Genomic DNA, 15,435 nt, shown 5'->3' on the forward strand with positions numbered 1-15,435 from the left:
AACTGTGTCGGCGATCGACGAGTCCTACCGGGCGCGTCCTCCCGAGATCCGGATGGAGCCAGCCAGCCGCAGGTCCTCGGAGGACGAGCCCACGTAGATCGGCACGCGCCCGTCGGGGGTGCGCCACCGGTCACGCGCCGTGTCCCAGTACGAGAACGACTGCGGATCGAGGTTCACCGTCACCCGTCGCCGCTGACCCGGACGGAGGTCGACCTTGGCCCAGCCGGCCAGCGCCTTCTCCGCCGTGTCGACGCGACGGGTGGGCAGGTTGCCCACGTAGACCTGCACCGTCTCGCTGCCACGGCGCCGCCCGACGTTCCGGACGTCCACGGAGACCTTCACGGACTTGGTCGCGCGGGCGGACCCACGCCCTCGGGTGTTCGACGAGAGCAGGAGTCGCCTGTAGTCGAACCTCGTGTAGGACAGACCGTGGCCGAAGGGGTAGCTCGGCTCGATGCCGCGCTCCTCGTAGCCGCGGTAGCCCACGAAGATCCCCTCCGAGAACTGCTGGTCGAGCCCGTCACCCGGGTACTGGTCCTCGTCACTGACCGGAGTGCTCTCCTCGTCCACCGGAATCGTCAGCGGCAGCTTGCCTGACGGGTTCACGTCTCCGAAGAGGATCCGCGCGATGGCACTGCCCTGTTCCTGACCGCCGTACCAGTTGTGCAGCACCGACCGGACGTCGTCCTCCCAGTCCGAGGTCTGCACCGCGGCGCTGGCGGTCAGCACGACGATCGTCCGTCGATTGGCGGCCGCCACCTCGCGAATCAGGTCGTCCTGGGCATTCGGCAGGTCGAGGTTGGGACGATCCCCGCCCTCACTCCCGTAGTCGCGGGCGAACACCACGGCGACGTCGGCATCGGCAGCGACCTCGGCTGCTTCGGCGATGCTGGGCTCGACGACCGACCTCGGAGGGACCCAGCCCAGCTTGAACGCCGAGCCGAAGTCCGCGCTCGCGCTGGGGCCGACGGAGAACTCGGCTCGCAGGTCGTACTCCTGGCCCGCGACGAGATCCACCTCGTACCGATGCACTCCCGGACTCGTCGGGTCGGTCGCGGTCTCGGTGGTGATGACCGGGGCGTCGTCCAGGAACAGCGTCGTCACCCCGTTCGTGGTGACGGCCAGCTCGTAGGTCCCCGTCACGGGCGCGGTCAGAGTTCCCGTCCAGCGCATGCCCGACGTGTTCTCGTTCGACTGCGCCGGGAAGTGCGGCGAGGCCGCGTTGAAGCCCTCGAACAGGAAGAACCCTCCGTAGATCCCGGCGTACGGCTCCGTGCGGTCGAGGGCGGGACTGCCCGATCTCGCCGGATTGTCGAAGTACTCGACGCGCAGGCCCGGTTCGCCGTCCAAGGCGGAGCGAAGGAAGTCCGACGGGATCGGATCCGGCCCGGGCAGGAGCGCCGCCGAGGTGACGGGCTCATTGCCCCGAGCGTGGGTCACGGTCGCTCCATCCGCGCGCTCCGTGATCCCCTCGAGCGGGCTGACGGTGTACGTCGGCAGCACCTGGCTGCTTCCTCCGCCCTGCACGGCGTGGTCTGCGTCCGCGCCGATCACGGCGATCGAGTCGAGATCGTCGTCCAGAGGGAGGGTGCGGCGGCGGTTCCGCAGGAGGACCGTGGCCTGCTCGGACACCTCCCTCGCGAAGGCCCCGTTCTCGCCCTCGGGCAGCGGACGGACTCTCGCGGGCTCGTCGAAGAGCCCCAGGCCGAACATCGGCCTCAGGATCCTCATGACCGCGTCGTTGATGCGCGACACCGGGACGTCTCCCTCGTTGACCGCCTCGACGAGCGGAGCGCAGAAGAAGCAGTCACCGCCTCCGAAGTCACCGGGCATCTCCTGGTCCATGCCACCGAGGATCGACGCGACGGTGCTGTGCGTGGCCCCGTAGTCGCTCATCACCCAGCCCTCGAACTCGAGCTGGACCTTGAGGATCTCGTTCAGGAGGTAGTCGTTCTCGCACGCGTACGTGCCGTTGACCTTGTTGAACGCGCACATTGCCGACGCGGGATCACCCTGCTTGATCGCGATGTCGAACGGGCGCGTGTAGATCTCCTGGAGCGTTCGCTCGTCGACCACCGCGTTGCCGCCGATCAGCCGGTTCTGCTCCTGCGTGTAGAGGTTGTAGTGCTTCAGGTCCGCGGCGGCGGGATTCTCCTGGATGCCGCGGATCACGGCGCCTCCCATGCGGCCCGAGATCAGCGGGTCCTCGCCGAACGCCTCGAAGGCGCGGCCGGCCTGGGCGACCCGGGCGATGTCCAGCGCCGGTGCCAGCAGCACGTTGTGCCCGGTCCGGTGCGCCTCGTCGCCTGCGCGCTCGCCGTACTCCTGGGCGAGTACCGCGTTCCAGGTCGCTGCGAGCGCCAAGGGCGAGGGCAGCTCCGTCGCCTGCTGATCGTTCACGTCGGGGTTGGCGATGCGGACTCCGGCGGGACCATCGGCCATTGTGAGGGCCGGAATGCCCAGGCGTTCGATCGGCGCGTTGTAGAAGCCGTAGTAGAAGTTGACCTCGCCGTGGAGCATGTCAATCTTCTCGGCCAGGGTCATGCGGCGCAGCAGCGCCCGCGCTCGCCGTTCGGCGCCGCGCGAGTTCGACCAGCCGGCGTCGGTCGGTGCGGCGTTCGGAAGCGCTGCGGACGTGGTCGTCCCAGCAGCCTCGGCGGTCACGGCCGCTGTCGCTCCTGATGCGAGCAAGGCAGTGGTGACGAGGCCGATCGACAGGCGCGACAGCGTGTTCTTCAAAGGTGCGTGGTACATCGGGACCCCCCGAAGTTCTCAAGACACCCCGCGGGGGTGCCTCTGAAGGGGTGCGTCACGGCCCAGGCTGGACGGTCCCCGGGTACAGGAACGCCGGGCGTCCGGCCGGGCCTGCAGTGGTGCGAATCGGATCACCTACGGTGTGCCGGTCGATTCGAGAACCGGCGCGGGGGTGGCTGTTCCAGAAGCTCGCTCACCGTCATTCGCCAGCATGCGCGCGGCCTGAAAATGCTGTCAAGATCCGAGCCTGTGGCGCCTGGGCGGTGGGACGAAGGAGTCCACCATGCGGTCCACGGCCCGAAAGCACAAAACCCCCTCACCGGCGAGAGTGAGAGGGTCCTGCAGTGTCCGAGGGGGGACTTGAACCCCCATGCCCCTAACAGGGCACTAGCACCTCAAGCTAGCGCGTCTACCAATTCCGCCACCCGGACAGGTGTGAACTTCATGCAGCACTGAACTCTAGCAAACCCCTCACGGGGCCATGAAGAAGGCCCCGGGAAGTATGAGTTCCCGGGGCCTTCAGTATCGATGGTGCGTGATGGCTGCCTTCGTGTCCGGTCGCCCGTGAGGTTCTCTCCCACGCCTGCATCACCAGGCGTCTACGTTCGGTTTGCACCGTCCGCGTGGAGGGAATCGGAGCTTCCTTCCCGCTCTCCCGGAGGAGTGCGTAGGTCATTTCTAGGCCACTGTGACCCGCGCCACAAGTGCTTTTCAGCGAGAGATTCCAAGTATTTTCGCGTCCACAGGTTCTCCACACGCGGGCGCGCTCCGGTCCACAAGCTGTCCACAGGCGTCGTCCACAGCTGTGGATCACAGGACCTGCGCCACGGCGTGGATCACGAGGCCGGCGAGGCCACCGACGACCGTGCCGTTGATGCGGATGAACTGCAGATCGCGCCCGACGTGCAGCTCGATGCGCTCCGCGGTCTCCTGCCCGTCCCAGCGCTCGACCGTCGCGGAGATGACCGTGGCGATCTCGCCGCCGTAGTGCTCCACCACGTAGGCGGCGGCGTCGCCGGCCCAGCCGTCGATCCGGGCGGCAAGCACCGGGTCGGACTGGAGCCGCTCCCCCAGCCGCTCGATCTCCTCGACGATGCGGCGGCGCAGCACCCCGTCCTCGGCCGCGAGGGCGTCGAGCAGCCCACGGCGGAACGAGTCCCAGAGCTTCACGGCCGTCGTCGCTGCCTTCGTCTGCGTGAGAATGCGCTCCTTCAGTCGCTCCGCGCGCTCCATGGCCTCGGGGTCGTGCTGCAGGTCGTCTGCCAGCTCGACGAGCCAGTGGTCCAGCGCCGCCCGGGCGTCGTGCTGCGGGTCGTCGCGGATGTCCGCCACCCAGGTCAGCACCTCACGGAACAGGCGCTCAGCGATCATCGTGTTGGCCCACTTGGGCGCCCAGTCCGGGGCGCGGGCGACGATCAGGTCGGTGATGCGGTGGGGGTGCCGCTCCAGCCAGCCGTGCAGCTCGTCAAGGCCAAGGTCGACGAGGCCGGTGTGGGCGCCCTCGTCGAGGATCTCCCCCAGCAGCTGACCGATGGCCGGGCTCAGCGGCTCCTCGAGCATGCGCGGCACGATCAGCTCGGTCACGACCGCCTGCACGTCCTCCTCCTTGACGCGGCCGAGCAGGTCGGACGCCACGCGAGCGCCCTCGTCCACGAGCCGGTGGGCGCGTCCGGGGACCCCGATCCAGTGCCCCACCCGCTCGGCCGGGCCGGCTGCGGCGATGCGGTCGCGGATCACGTCCTCGCGCAGGAAGTTGTCGGCGACGAAGTCCTGGAGGCTCGCAGCCAGCTGGTCCTTCTTCTTCGGGATCAGCGCCGTGTGAGGGATCGGCAGGCCGAGTGGATGACGGAACAGCGCCGTGACGGCGAACCAGTCGGCGATAGCGCCCACCATGGCCGCCTCGGAAGCGGCGTTCACGTAGCCCCAGGCACCGTCACGGCCGTGCGTCAGCACGAACACGATCGCCGCGAGCACGAGCAGCGACGTGGCGAGCGTCCGCATCCGCCGCAGCCCGGCGCGGCGCGCCTCGTCGTCGCCCGAGATCGGCAGCACGGGGCTCATCAGATCCGTCATGTCGCCACCCTAGGCAGGATCGCGCCCGACGATACGATCGAAGCGCCGGTCCGACGGCGGGCCGCACGACGAAGGAGTCGCCATGGCCGGTATCGACGAGCTGCGCACCCTCATCCCCGTGGACCAGATCGCCGAGCGCCTCGGTGTCGACAGGGCCACCGCCCAGCAGGGCATCGACGCGGCGCTCCCGGCACTGCTCGGCGGACTCGACGCGAACGCCAAGGACCCCGCCGGGGCCGCCTCGCTCGGCGGTGCGATCACCACGAAGGACACCTCCCTCATCGACGGCGGCGTCGACGTGGGCGCCATCGACACGGACGACGGGGAGAAGATCGTCAAGAACGTCTTCGGCGAGAAGACCGACGACGTCGCCCAGGCGCTCGGGTCGACGAGCGGGGCCCAGGACGCCGGCCTCGTGAAGAAGCTGCTGCCGATCCTCGCGCCCATCGTCATGGCCTACCTGGCCAAGCGGGTCACCGGAGGCGACCAGAAGGGCTCGGCCGGTGGTGGGATCGAGGACCTGCTCGGAGGCCTCCTCGGCGGTGGGTCCGGCTCCTCCGGCGGCCTCGAGGGCGCCCTCGGCGGCCTCCTCGGCGGGCTGCTCGGCGGCGGCAAGCGCTGAGGGTCCCTAGAATCTGGCCATGACGTTCAACGAGGGCGCGAACCTCGACACCAGCCAGGTCACCGGCGGCGGCAAGGGCGGCGCCATCGTCGGAGGCGGCATCGGCGGCCTGCTGCTGATGCTCCTGGTGGCGTTCCTCGGCGGCAACCCGCTCGACGGCGGCACGTCGTCCGGGTTCGACGTCAACCAGGTCCTCACCGGTGGCAGCGAGTCGGCCTCGATCGACGTGAGCGAGTGCAAGACCGGCGCCGACGCGAACGAGAACGACGTCTGCCGCATCATCGGCACGGTCAACAGCGCGCAGGACTACTGGACCGACGCGCTCCCGGCCGACATCAACCGCCAGTACCGCGAGGCGCAGACGGTGATCTACTCCGGCGCCACCCAGTCACCTTGCGGCACCGCGTCCAACCAGACCGGCCCGTTCTACTGCCCCTCCGACGAGCGCGTCTACATCGACGCCTCGTTCTTCGACCAGCTCAGCAGCCAGTTCGGCGCCGACGGCGGCAACCTCGCGCAGATGTACGTCGTCGCGCACGAGTACGGCCACCACGTGCAGAACATCCTCGGCATCCTCGCCAAGGGCCAGGACGGAAAGACCGGCCCGCTCAGTGGCGGCGTGCGGATCGAGCTCATGGCCGACTGCTTCGCCGGCGTCTGGGCGAACCACGCCGCCTCGACCCAGGACGCCGAGGGCAACACGCTCATCAAGCCGCTCACGCAGGCGGACATCGACTCGGCGCTGTCGGCGGCCGCGGCCGTGGGCGACGACCACATCCAGGAGGAGCTCGGCGGCGGACGGGTCAACCAGGACACGTGGACCCACGGCTCGAGCGAGTCGCGCCAGCGCTGGTTCCAGACGGGCTACGAGTCCGGCAACCTGAACTCGTGCGACACCTTCTCCACGAACGACCTGTGACCCCGTGACCCGGCGCCTGCGCGCCGAGGTCTGGATCGTCCTCGGCCTCTCCCTGGGCCAGTCGGCCGTCTACTCGGTCGCCAGCCTCGCGCGGAAGCTCAGCGAGGGCCCGTTGCGCGACTCCACGGCCACCCTCAACCCTTCGCGCGACACCGTCCCGTGGCTCGACCTGACCTACCAACTGCTGTCGATCGGCTTCGCGCTCGTCCCCGTGGCGCTCGCGCTGTACCTGCTGAGCCTGGACGACGCTCCCCCGGTGCTGCGACGCCTCGGCCTCGACGGCAGCCGACCTTGGCGCGATCTGGGGTTCGGCGCGGCCCTCGCGGCGGTGATCGGCATCCCCGGTCTCGGCGTCTACTTTGGGGGTCGCGCGCTGGGGGTCACGGCCAACATCGTCACGAGTCCCGAAGACCTCTACTGGTGGTCGGTCACGATCCTGGTCCTCTCGGCGCTGCAGAACGCGCTGCTCGAGGAGGTCATCGTCGTCGGCTACCTGATGACCCGCCTCAAGCAGTTCGGCTGGGGCCTGCCCGCGATCATCGCCACCTCGGCCCTGCTGCGGGGCAGCTACCACCTCTACCAGGGCTTCGGGCAGTTCGTCGGCAACGTCGCGATGGGCGTCGTGTTCGCCTGGTGGTTCCACCGCACCGGCCGCGTCATGCCGCTCGTCATCGCGCACACGATCCTCGACGTCGTCGCCTTCGTCGGGTACGCCCTCTTCGCCGACGCCATCGGCCTGCGGTGAGAATGGGAGCGATGAAGCTCGAGTTCGATCCCGCCCTCCCGATCGCCGCACGGCACGACGAGATCCGCGACGCACTGCGCGACCACCAGGTGGTCGTGATCGCCGGCGAGACCGGATCGGGCAAGACGACGCAGCTGCCGAAGATCGCCGCCGAGCTCGGCCGGACGAAGATCGCCCACACCCAGCCCCGACGGATCGCCGCGCGGTCGGTCGCCGCCCGCATCGCGCAGGAGTGCGACGTCGAGCTGGGCGCCGAGGTCGGCTACGCCGTGCGCTTCGACGACAGGTCGGGCGCCGACACCGTGATCCGGCTCGTCACCGACGGGCTGCTGCTCACCGAGCTCCAGCACGACCGGCGGCTCGAGCGCTACGACACGATCATCATCGACGAGGCCCACGAGCGGTCGCTGTCGATCGACTTCCTGCTGGGCTACCTGCGCGAGCTGCTGCCGCGCCGCCCCGAGCTGAAGGTCATCGTCACCTCCGCGACGATCGACGTGGAGCGCTTCGCCGATCTCTTCGCCACGCCCGAGCGCCCCGTGCCGATCATCGAGGTCAGCGGACGCACCTACCCCGTGGAGGTCCGCTACCGCCCGCTCGACCGCGACGACGACGTGATCGACGGGATCGTCAGCGCCGTCCGCGAGCTGCCCCGCGACGGCGACGTGCTGGTGTTCCTCCCCGGCGAGCGCGACATCCGCGACACCGCCGAGGTGCTCGAGGGCCAGTCGCTCGGTGACGTCGTGCCGCTCTACGGCCGCCTCGCCGCGCACGAGCAGCAGCGCGTCTTCCAGACCGGCCCGCGCCGCCGCATCGTGCTCGCCACGAACGTCGCGGAGACCTCGATCACCGTGCCCGGAATCCGCTACGTCGTCGACCCCGGCCTCGCCCGCATCTCGCGGTTCAGTGCCCGGCTCAAGGTCCAGCGCCTTCCCATCGAGCGCATCTCGCAGGCCAGCGCCGCGCAGCGCGCCGGCCGGTGCGGCCGTGTCGCCGACGGCATCTGCATCCGGCTCTACGACGAGGAGGACTTCGAGTCCCGCCCGGAGTTCACCGACCCCGAGATCCAGCGCACCAACCTCGCCAGCGTCATCCTGCAGATGGCCGCGCTCGACCTCGGCGACATCCGCGACTTCGGCTTCCTCGACTCCCCCGACCACCGCGCGGTGGCCGACGGCCTGGCGCTCCTGCGCGAGCTCGACGCGCTGGCGCCGCGCCTCGACGGCACCGACCGGCTGACGAAGATCGGCCGCACGATGTCGCGGCTGCCGCTGGACCCACGCCACGCCCGCATGGTGCTGGCCGCCGACCGGCTCGGAGTCCTGCCCGAGGTCCTGGTGATCGTGGCCGGCCTCTCCATCCAGGACGTCCGCGAGCGCCCGCTGGACAAGCAGCAGGCCGCCGACACGCAGCACGCCCGCTTCACCCAGCCCGACTCGGACTTCCTCAGCCTGCTGAAGCTCTGGGACTACCTGCAGGAGCGCCGCGACGAGCTGTCGCACAGCAAGTTCCGGCGCATGTGCCACGACGAGTTCCTGCACTACCTGCGCGTGCGCGAGTGGGCCGACGTCAACTCCCAGCTGCGGCGCACGGCGCGCGAGCTCGGACTCAAGCCCGGCAAGGTCCGCAAGGAGCCCGACGCCGACGCCATCCACCGGGCCCTGCTGCACGGCCTGCTGTCCCACGTCGGCCTGCGCGACGCCGAGACCCGTGACTACCTGGGCGCACGTGGCGCCCGCTTCTCGATCTTCCCGGGCTCCGGGCTGGCCAGGAAGCCCCCGAGGTGGCTGATGGCCGGCGAGCTGGTCGAGACCTCCCGGCTGTTCGCGCGCGACAACGCCCGCATCGACCCGGTGTGGGTCGAGCAGGCGGCCGGGCACCTGCTGAAGCACCAGTACTCCGAGCCCCGCTGGTCGGCGCGCCGTGGCGCCGCCGTGGCCACCCAGCGATCGACGTTGTACGGCCTGCCGGTGGTCGTCGACCGCACGGTCATGCTCGCCCAGCACGACGCGCCGCTGGCCCGTGAGCTGTTCATCCGGCACGCGCTGGTGGGCGGCGAGTGGCGCACCCACCACCGCTTCTGGCAGCGCAACCAGGACCGCCTCGCGAAGATCGAGGAGCTCGAGGAACGCGTCCGCACCCGTGGCATCCGGGTCGAGGACGAGACGCTTGTCGACTTCTACGACGCGCGGCTCCCCGCCGACGTCGTCTCGGTGCGGCACTTCGACGCCTGGTGGAAGAAGCAGCCCGACAAGCGGATCCTGGACTTCACCGACGAGCTCTTCCGTGCCGACGTCGACGCCGACGCCTTCCCCACCTCGTGGACCTCGCAGAGCGAGGACTTCGACGCCGTCCTGGACGTCTCGTACCGGTTCGACCCGCAGGCCGCGGACGACGGCATCACGATCACGGTGCCCGTCGACGACCTGCTGACGGTCGACGGAGCGGAGTTCGACTGGGGCGTCCCCGGCCGCCGGCTCGAGCTGGTCACCGAGCTGATCCGCGGGCTGCCCAAGTCCGAACGGCGCCGGTTCGCGCCGGCCGCGCAGTCGGCGGAGCGGGTGCTCCCCACGCTCGACACGTCACGCGACCTGCGTACCGAGCTCGGGCGGGCCCTCGAGGTCGAGCCGTCGCTCATCGACCTGACGGCACTGCCGGCGCACCTGCGCCCCACGTTCCGCGTCGTCGACGGCACGAAGGAGCTGGCCGCGGGCAAGGACCTCGACGCACTCCGTCGCGACCTCGAGCCGCGGCTGCGTCGCGACCTGCAGCAGCGCGCCCGCCAGGAGGAGCGCACCGGGATCAAGGACTGGGACTTCGGCACGCTCGAGCCCAGCATCACCGCCGGCCAGGTGACCGGCTTCCCCGCCATCGTCGACGAGGGCTCCAGCGTGGCGCTCCGCGTGCTGCGAACCCCGATCGAGCAGCGGGTCGCCACGATCCGGGGCACCGCGCGGCTCATCGCGCTGTCCACCGGCTCGCCGGTCGGCACGGTCGGGCGCACGCTGTCCCTGCAGGACAAGCTGCTGCTGGCCACCTCGCCCCAGGGCGATGCCGCCGCCGTCATCGAGGAGTCGTGGCTCGCCGCCCTCGATCACCTCGTGGTGCAGCACGGTGGTCCCGTGCGCGACGAGGAGGCCTACCGACGGCTGCGCGACCTCGTACGCGCCGACGCGGTGCCGCTCACGGAGCGCATCGTGCGCCAGGTCATCGGCGCGCTCCAGGCGCTCGGCGACCTCGATCCCGGGAAGGACGAGGCCGGCGAGGACGTGCGCGTGCAGATCTCGTGGCTCGTGCACCCGGGGTTCATCCGCGACATGGGCGCCGAGCAGGTCGGGCGCCTCGCGGTCTACCTGAGGGCGGCGGCGAAGCGGCTGACCTCGACCAAGGACCCGGCTCCCGTCTGGGAGCTCGAGGCCCGGTTCCACGAGCAGACGCGGGATCTCCGGCCGTGGCAGCGGCTGGCGCCGCCCGTGCAGCGGGTGCGGTGGATGCTCGAGGAGCTGCGCGTCAGCATCTTCGCGCAGGAGCTTCGCGCCGTCGGGCCGATCTCGGCCCAACGGGTCGCGAAGGCGCTGGACGCCCTCGCGTCACAGCTCTGAAGGGGGTGTCGGCTCAGCCGACGCCGAGCAGGTCGATCACGAAGACCAGCGTGCGACCCGACAGGCGGTGTCCGCCACCGGCGGGACCGTAGGCCAGCTCCGGCGGCGCGATGAGTTTGCGGCGGCCGCCGACCTTCATGCCCGGGATGCCCTGCTGCCAGGCGCCGATCAGCTGCGGCAGCGGAAACTTGGCCGACTGGCCGCGGTCCCAGGAGGAGTCGAACTGCTCGCCGGTCTCGAAGTCCACGCCCACGTAGTGGACGTCGACGACGCCGCCGTTGACGGCCTCTTCGCCCTCACCGATGGTGACGTCCTCGATCACGAGATCCGTCGGAGCGGGGCCGGGGGTGAAATCGACTTCAGGCTTTTCACTCATGTCTGCCATCCTTGCACGCATGCGCGCGACAGTCCTTCACTCCCCCGGCGACATCCGACTCGACACCCTGCCCGATCCCGACATCGAGGCGGACACCGACGCGATCGTCCGCGTCGTGGCCGCCTGCGTCTGCGGCAGCGACCTGTGGCCCTACCGCGGCCTCAACAAGCCTCAGACCGAGGCGCACCAGATCGGCCACGAGCAGGTCGGCATCGTCGAGCGCGTCGGCACGGACGTCTCCGGCATCTCGGTCGGCGACTTCGTGATCGCGCCGTTCATGTACAGCGACAACACCTGCGCGCACTGCCGCAACGGCGTGCAGACCTCGTGCGTCAACGGCGGCGGCTACGAGGGCTGCCAGGCCGAGCTCGTGCGCGTCCCGCAGGCCGACGGCACCCTGGTGGCCGTTCCGGGTGACGTGGACGACGAACTCCTCCCGCACCTGCTCGCGCTCACCGACGTGTTCCCCACGGGTCACCACGCGGCCTTCAGCGCCGGCGTGACGGCCGGCTCCACGGTCGCGGTCGTCGGCGACGGCGCGGTCGGCCTGTCGGGCGTGCTGGCCGCCAAGCGGCTCGGCGCCTCCACCGTCGTGGCGATGTCGCGCCACGCCGACCGCCAGGAGCTGGCTCGCCGCTTCGGCGCCGACCACATCGTCGAGACCCGCGGCAAGGAGGGCGCCGCCGAGGTCCGCGAGATCCTCGACGGCATCGGCGCCGACGCCGTGCTCGAGTGCGTGGGCACCGGTGAGTCGATGAAGCAGGCGTTCCTGTCCCTGCGTCCCGGCGGCACCGTCGGCTACGTCGGCGTGCCGCACGGCGTCGAGCTGAACGTCCCGGCGATGTTCGGTCGCAACCAGGCCCTCGCCGGTGGCGTGGCGCCCGTGCGCCGCTACCTCGACGAGCTGGTCCCCGAGGTGCTGTCGGGCGCCCTGCAGCCCGGAGCCGTCTTCGACCAGACCTTCACGCTCGACCAAGTGTCCGACGCCTACCGGGCCATGGACGAGCGGACCGCGATCAAGGCGCTGCTGCGTCCCTGATCGCGGCCCGCCGCGCTCAGCCCTCGGGGCTCACTTCAGCTCGGAGCTGGTGAGCCCCAGCAGCCGTCGGGCGACGATGAGCTGCTGGATCTGCTGCGTGCCCTCGAAGATGTCGAGGATCTTGGAGTCGCGGGCCCACTTCTCGAGGAACTCGGTCTCGCTGTAGCCCAGCGACCCGGCCAGCTCGACGCACTTGAGCGTGATGTCGTTGCCCGAGCGGCCGGCCTTGGCCTTGGCCATCGAGGCCTGCAGCGAGTTCGCCTGGCGGTTGTCGGCCATCCACGCCGCCTCGAGGGTGAGCAGCAGTGCTGCCTCCCAGTCGGCCTCCATCCGCAGGAACTCGGCCACCACGTGCGGCTGGAGCGCCGGCGAGCGGTCGTAGTCGATCGTCAGACCGGCCTGCTCGATGAGGTCGCGCATGACCTCGAGCGAGGCCCGGGCGCAGCCGACGGCCATGCCCGCCACGAGCGGACGCGTGTTGTCGAACGTGGCCATCGCGCCGGCGAAGCCCTTGGACGTGTCGATCTCCGGGTCGCCCAGCAGGTTCTCGGCAGGCACGCGGCAGTTGTCGAGCACGATGACCGCGGTGTCCGACGCCCGGATGCCGAGCTTGTGCTCGAGGCGCTCCACCCTGATGCCGGGCAGCGACTTCGGCACGACGAACGACTTCACCGCCGCGCGCCCCAGCGTCTTGTCGAGGGTGGCCCAGACGACGACGGAGTCCGACCGGTCGCCCGAGGTGACGAAGATCTTCTCGCCGTTCAGGACGTAGTGGTCGCCGTCCTTCGTGGCGGTGGTCCTGATGGCGGCCGAGTCGGAGCCGAAGCTGGGCTCGGTGATCGCCATGGAGGCCCACGTGCCCTTGAAGCGCTCGGCCTGCTCGTCGGTGGCGACCGAGGCGATCGCCGAGTTGCCCAAGCCCTGACGCGGCATCGACAGCAGCAGGCCGACGTCGCCCCAGCACATCTCGATCACCGAGAGCACCGACGCCATGTTGGTGGCGTTGCGGACTCCCTTGTCCTGCTTCTTCTCGTCCTTGACGCGGACGCCCGCAGCGCCGGCGCCCGTGCTGTTGCCCGACTCGTTCAGGCCGTCGATCAGCGAGGCCAGGAGGTCGAGCTCCTTGGGGTAGCTGTGCTCGGCGAGGTCGTACTTGCGCGAGTTGGCGCGCAGGAACTCGTTGGCGACGTCGTGGGCCTGCTGGACGAAGCCACGGAACTTCTTGGGGGTCTCGAGGTAGATCATGATCTCTCCCGTCCTCAGATGAGGACTGCTCCTTCCATCACGCCGACGGCACGCAGGTCGCGGTACCACCGTTCGACCGGGTGCTCCTTCACGAAGCCGTGGCCGCCCAGCATCTGCACGCCGTCGGTGCCGATCTTCATGCCGTACTCGGTGCTCAGGCGGCGGGCCAGCGCGGTCTCCCGGGCGAACTCGGCGCCGCGCTCGGCGCGCGACGCGGCCTTCAGCGTGACCAGCCGCATGCCCTCGAGCTCGATCGCCATGTCGGCGACGGTGAAGGCCACGGCCTGGCGGTGGGCGATCGGCTCGCCGAACGCCTCGCGGGTGGTGACGTACTCCTTGACGTAGTCCAGCACCGACTGCGCCGTGCCGAGCGCGAGCCCGGCCCACGCGAGCCGGGACAGGCGGATCATCTCGCGGTAGTCCTGTGCCGAGCCGAGGATCGCGTCCTCATTGACGTGGACGTCGGTCAGCTGGATCCGCGACAGGCCGGCCGCGCGCAGGCCCATGCCGGGGTCGGCCGCCACGGCGACGCCGTCGGTGTTGGCCTCGACGATCACCATCGACGGGCCGCGGCCCTCGACGTCGGCGGCCACGACGAGCAGCTCGGCCTCGGCACCGCGCACGGCACCGGACTTGAGGCCATTGAGGACGTAGCCGCCCTCGGCGCGCTTCGCGACCGTGGTCAGCGACAGCGGGTCGAACATGGGCACCGGCTCGGCCACGACGAGCGCGGCGGCCGGCACGTCACCGTCGGTGAACGACGGCAGGTAGGTCTGCTGCTGGCCCTCGGTGCCCCACAGCGAGATCGCGGTGGCCACGGCCGACGGCGCGAGGCAGGCCACGGCCTGTCCCATGTCGCCCTTCGCCAGCGCCTCGGCGACGAGCACGCCGGTGACGGCCGAACGCTGCTCGGCCAGGCCGCCGAGGGACTCGGGGATGTTGAGCAGGCTCAGGCCGAACTCGGAGGTCTGCGCCAGCACCTCCTTGGGCGTGTCGTCGGCGGCCTCGGCCTGCTCGGCACCGGGGCGCAGCACCTCGGCGGCGAACTCGCCGATGACGTCGACCATCATCTGCTGGTCCTCGGTGGGCGTCAGGTCGAACACGCCGGACGGCTGGGTCGCGGCCACGCGGCTGCCCTGCGAGCTGCCCGCCACCTTCGTGAACGTGCGCTGGGCCGCACCGATCGCCTGGAATCCGGCCTTCGTCGAGCCATGCACGGCTCGCTCGGCGAACTTGCGCAGGCCGATGCGGTCGAGCGTCTCGGAGGCCGCCAGCTTGTTCAACGCGCGCAGTCCGTAGGCCATGGGGTCTTTACCCGCCACGTTCACTCCCTCAGTGATTGCAGAAACTGTCGTTTACAGTTTCGCATACCGATGGTATCTGAATTGGGACCCGGTTGCCAGCGACTGCGCGTGTCGGCCTCTCGATAGGCTGAAGCGTGACCGAAACGCCCTCTGCCGACCAGTCCCGCCCCCTGCCCGCCGGAGGCTCCGTGCGACCCATCACCCGATGGGGCACGCCCGTGATGCACCGGGAGCTGAAGGACGTCACCGCGTTCGACGACGACCTCGCCGCCCTCGTGGCCGACATGGTGGCCACGATGTACGCCGCCGAGGGTGTCGGCCTGGCCGCGAACCAGGTCGGCGAGGACCTCAAGGTCTTCGTCTTCGACTGCCCAGACGCCGACCACCAGCGCATCACCGGAGTCGTCTGCAACCCCGTGCTCCGCCTCCCCGACGGTACCGAGCGCAAGCTCGACGTCGCCGACGAGGGGTGCCTCTCGCTGCCGGGCGCCTTCACCGAGTGCGGCCGCCCCGACCACGCCTGGGTCACGGGCTTCGACCACCACGGCGAGCCGGTCGAGTTCGAGGGCACCGGCCTGCTGGCCCGCTGCCTCCAGCACGAGACGGACCACCTCTTCGGCACGGTCTTCGGCGACCGCGTCCCGGAGAAGGCGCGCAAGAAGCTCTACAAGCAGCACCAGCAGCTGGCCGACGAGTACGAGGACGACTGGCCGGTCGGCGAGGAGCCCGAGGAGGACTGACCCGGCGACGCGGGAC

At 70.3% G+C, this 15,435-nt stretch carries 11 protein-coding genes and 1 tRNA gene; 6 read left to right on the forward strand and 6 right to left on the reverse strand.

Going from position 1 to position 15,435, the window contains the following annotated elements; all coding sequences use genetic code 11:
- Positions 1–24: 24 nt before the first annotated feature.
- From B2363_RS05460 to B2363_RS05470, 3 genes are all read right to left on the reverse strand, one after another.
- The gene (locus tag B2363_RS05460) at positions 25–2,754 is read right to left on the reverse strand and encodes a glycoside hydrolase family 3 protein (protein ID WP_286928973.1); all 2,730 of its coding nucleotides are present in this window, start codon (positions 2,752–2,754) and stop codon (positions 25–27) included.
- A gap of 345 nt (positions 2,755–3,099) precedes the next feature.
- Positions 3,100–3,185 (reverse strand) — tRNA-Leu (locus B2363_RS05465).
- Positions 3,186–3,564: 379 nt separating this feature from the next.
- On the reverse strand, positions 3,565–4,827 hold the full coding sequence (locus B2363_RS05470) for a DUF445 domain-containing protein (RefSeq protein WP_286928974.1): 1,263 nt from the start codon (positions 4,825–4,827) through the stop codon (positions 3,565–3,567).
- Between the two features lie 82 nt (positions 4,828–4,909).
- Here B2363_RS05470 and B2363_RS05475 point away from each other — a divergent pair, with 82 nt between their 5' ends.
- The 4 genes from B2363_RS05475 to hrpA are packed head-to-tail and all read left to right on the forward strand — an operon-like array spanning position 4,910 to position 10,715.
- On the forward strand, positions 4,910–5,449 hold the full coding sequence (locus B2363_RS05475; RefSeq protein ID WP_286928975.1) for a DUF937 domain-containing protein: 540 nt from the start codon (positions 4,910–4,912) through the stop codon (positions 5,447–5,449).
- 19 nt (positions 5,450–5,468) lie between these two features.
- Positions 5,469–6,368 carry a neutral zinc metallopeptidase gene (ypfJ, locus tag B2363_RS05480; protein ID WP_286928976.1) on the forward strand — a complete coding sequence of 300 codons (900 nt, stop codon included), beginning with the start codon at positions 5,469–5,471 and terminating at the stop codon, positions 6,366–6,368.
- 4 nt (positions 6,369–6,372) lie between these two features.
- Positions 6,373–7,113: a CPBP family intramembrane glutamic endopeptidase gene (locus B2363_RS05485; protein ID WP_286928977.1), complete on the forward strand. Its 741-nt coding sequence runs from the start codon at positions 6,373–6,375 to the stop codon at positions 7,111–7,113.
- A gap of 11 nt (positions 7,114–7,124) precedes the next feature.
- Positions 7,125–10,715 (forward strand): ATP-dependent RNA helicase HrpA, encoded by a 3,591-nt coding sequence (hrpA, locus tag B2363_RS05490; RefSeq protein WP_286928979.1) that lies wholly within the window; start codon positions 7,125–7,127, stop codon positions 10,713–10,715.
- Between the two features lie 13 nt (positions 10,716–10,728).
- Here hrpA and B2363_RS05495 read toward each other — a convergent pair whose 3' ends face one another.
- Complete coding sequence (locus B2363_RS05495) at positions 10,729–11,091, reverse strand: FKBP-type peptidyl-prolyl cis-trans isomerase (protein ID WP_181755632.1); 363 nt, start codon at positions 11,089–11,091, stop codon at positions 10,729–10,731.
- A gap of 19 nt (positions 11,092–11,110) precedes the next feature.
- Between B2363_RS05495 and B2363_RS05500 the strand changes: the two genes are divergently transcribed.
- Positions 11,111–12,130: a zinc-dependent alcohol dehydrogenase family protein gene (locus B2363_RS05500; protein ID WP_286928981.1), complete on the forward strand. Its 1,020-nt coding sequence runs from the start codon at positions 11,111–11,113 to the stop codon at positions 12,128–12,130.
- Between the two features lie 30 nt (positions 12,131–12,160).
- On the opposite strand, the gene B2363_RS05505 is transcribed toward B2363_RS05500, so the two are convergent.
- Both B2363_RS05505 and B2363_RS05510 read right to left on the reverse strand, forming a co-directional pair.
- Positions 12,161–13,375, reverse strand: coding sequence for an acyl-CoA dehydrogenase family protein (locus B2363_RS05505; RefSeq protein ID WP_286928982.1), 1,215 nt, complete (start codon positions 13,373–13,375; stop codon positions 12,161–12,163).
- 14 nt (positions 13,376–13,389) lie between these two features.
- Positions 13,390–14,697 (reverse strand): acyl-CoA dehydrogenase family protein, encoded by a 1,308-nt coding sequence (locus B2363_RS05510; protein ID WP_286928983.1) that lies wholly within the window; start codon positions 14,695–14,697, stop codon positions 13,390–13,392.
- A 116-nt stretch (positions 14,698–14,813) separates the two neighbouring features.
- Between B2363_RS05510 and def the strand changes: the two genes are divergently transcribed.
- Positions 14,814–15,419 (forward strand): peptide deformylase, encoded by a 606-nt coding sequence (def, locus tag B2363_RS05515; protein ID WP_286928985.1) that lies wholly within the window; start codon positions 14,814–14,816, stop codon positions 15,417–15,419.
- The last annotated feature ends 16 nt before the right edge of the window (positions 15,420–15,435 follow it).

This window comes from Aeromicrobium sp. UBA7512 (assembly GCF_002476985.1).
Lineage (GTDB): Bacteria > Actinomycetota > Actinomycetes > Propionibacteriales > Nocardioidaceae > Aeromicrobium > Aeromicrobium phoceense.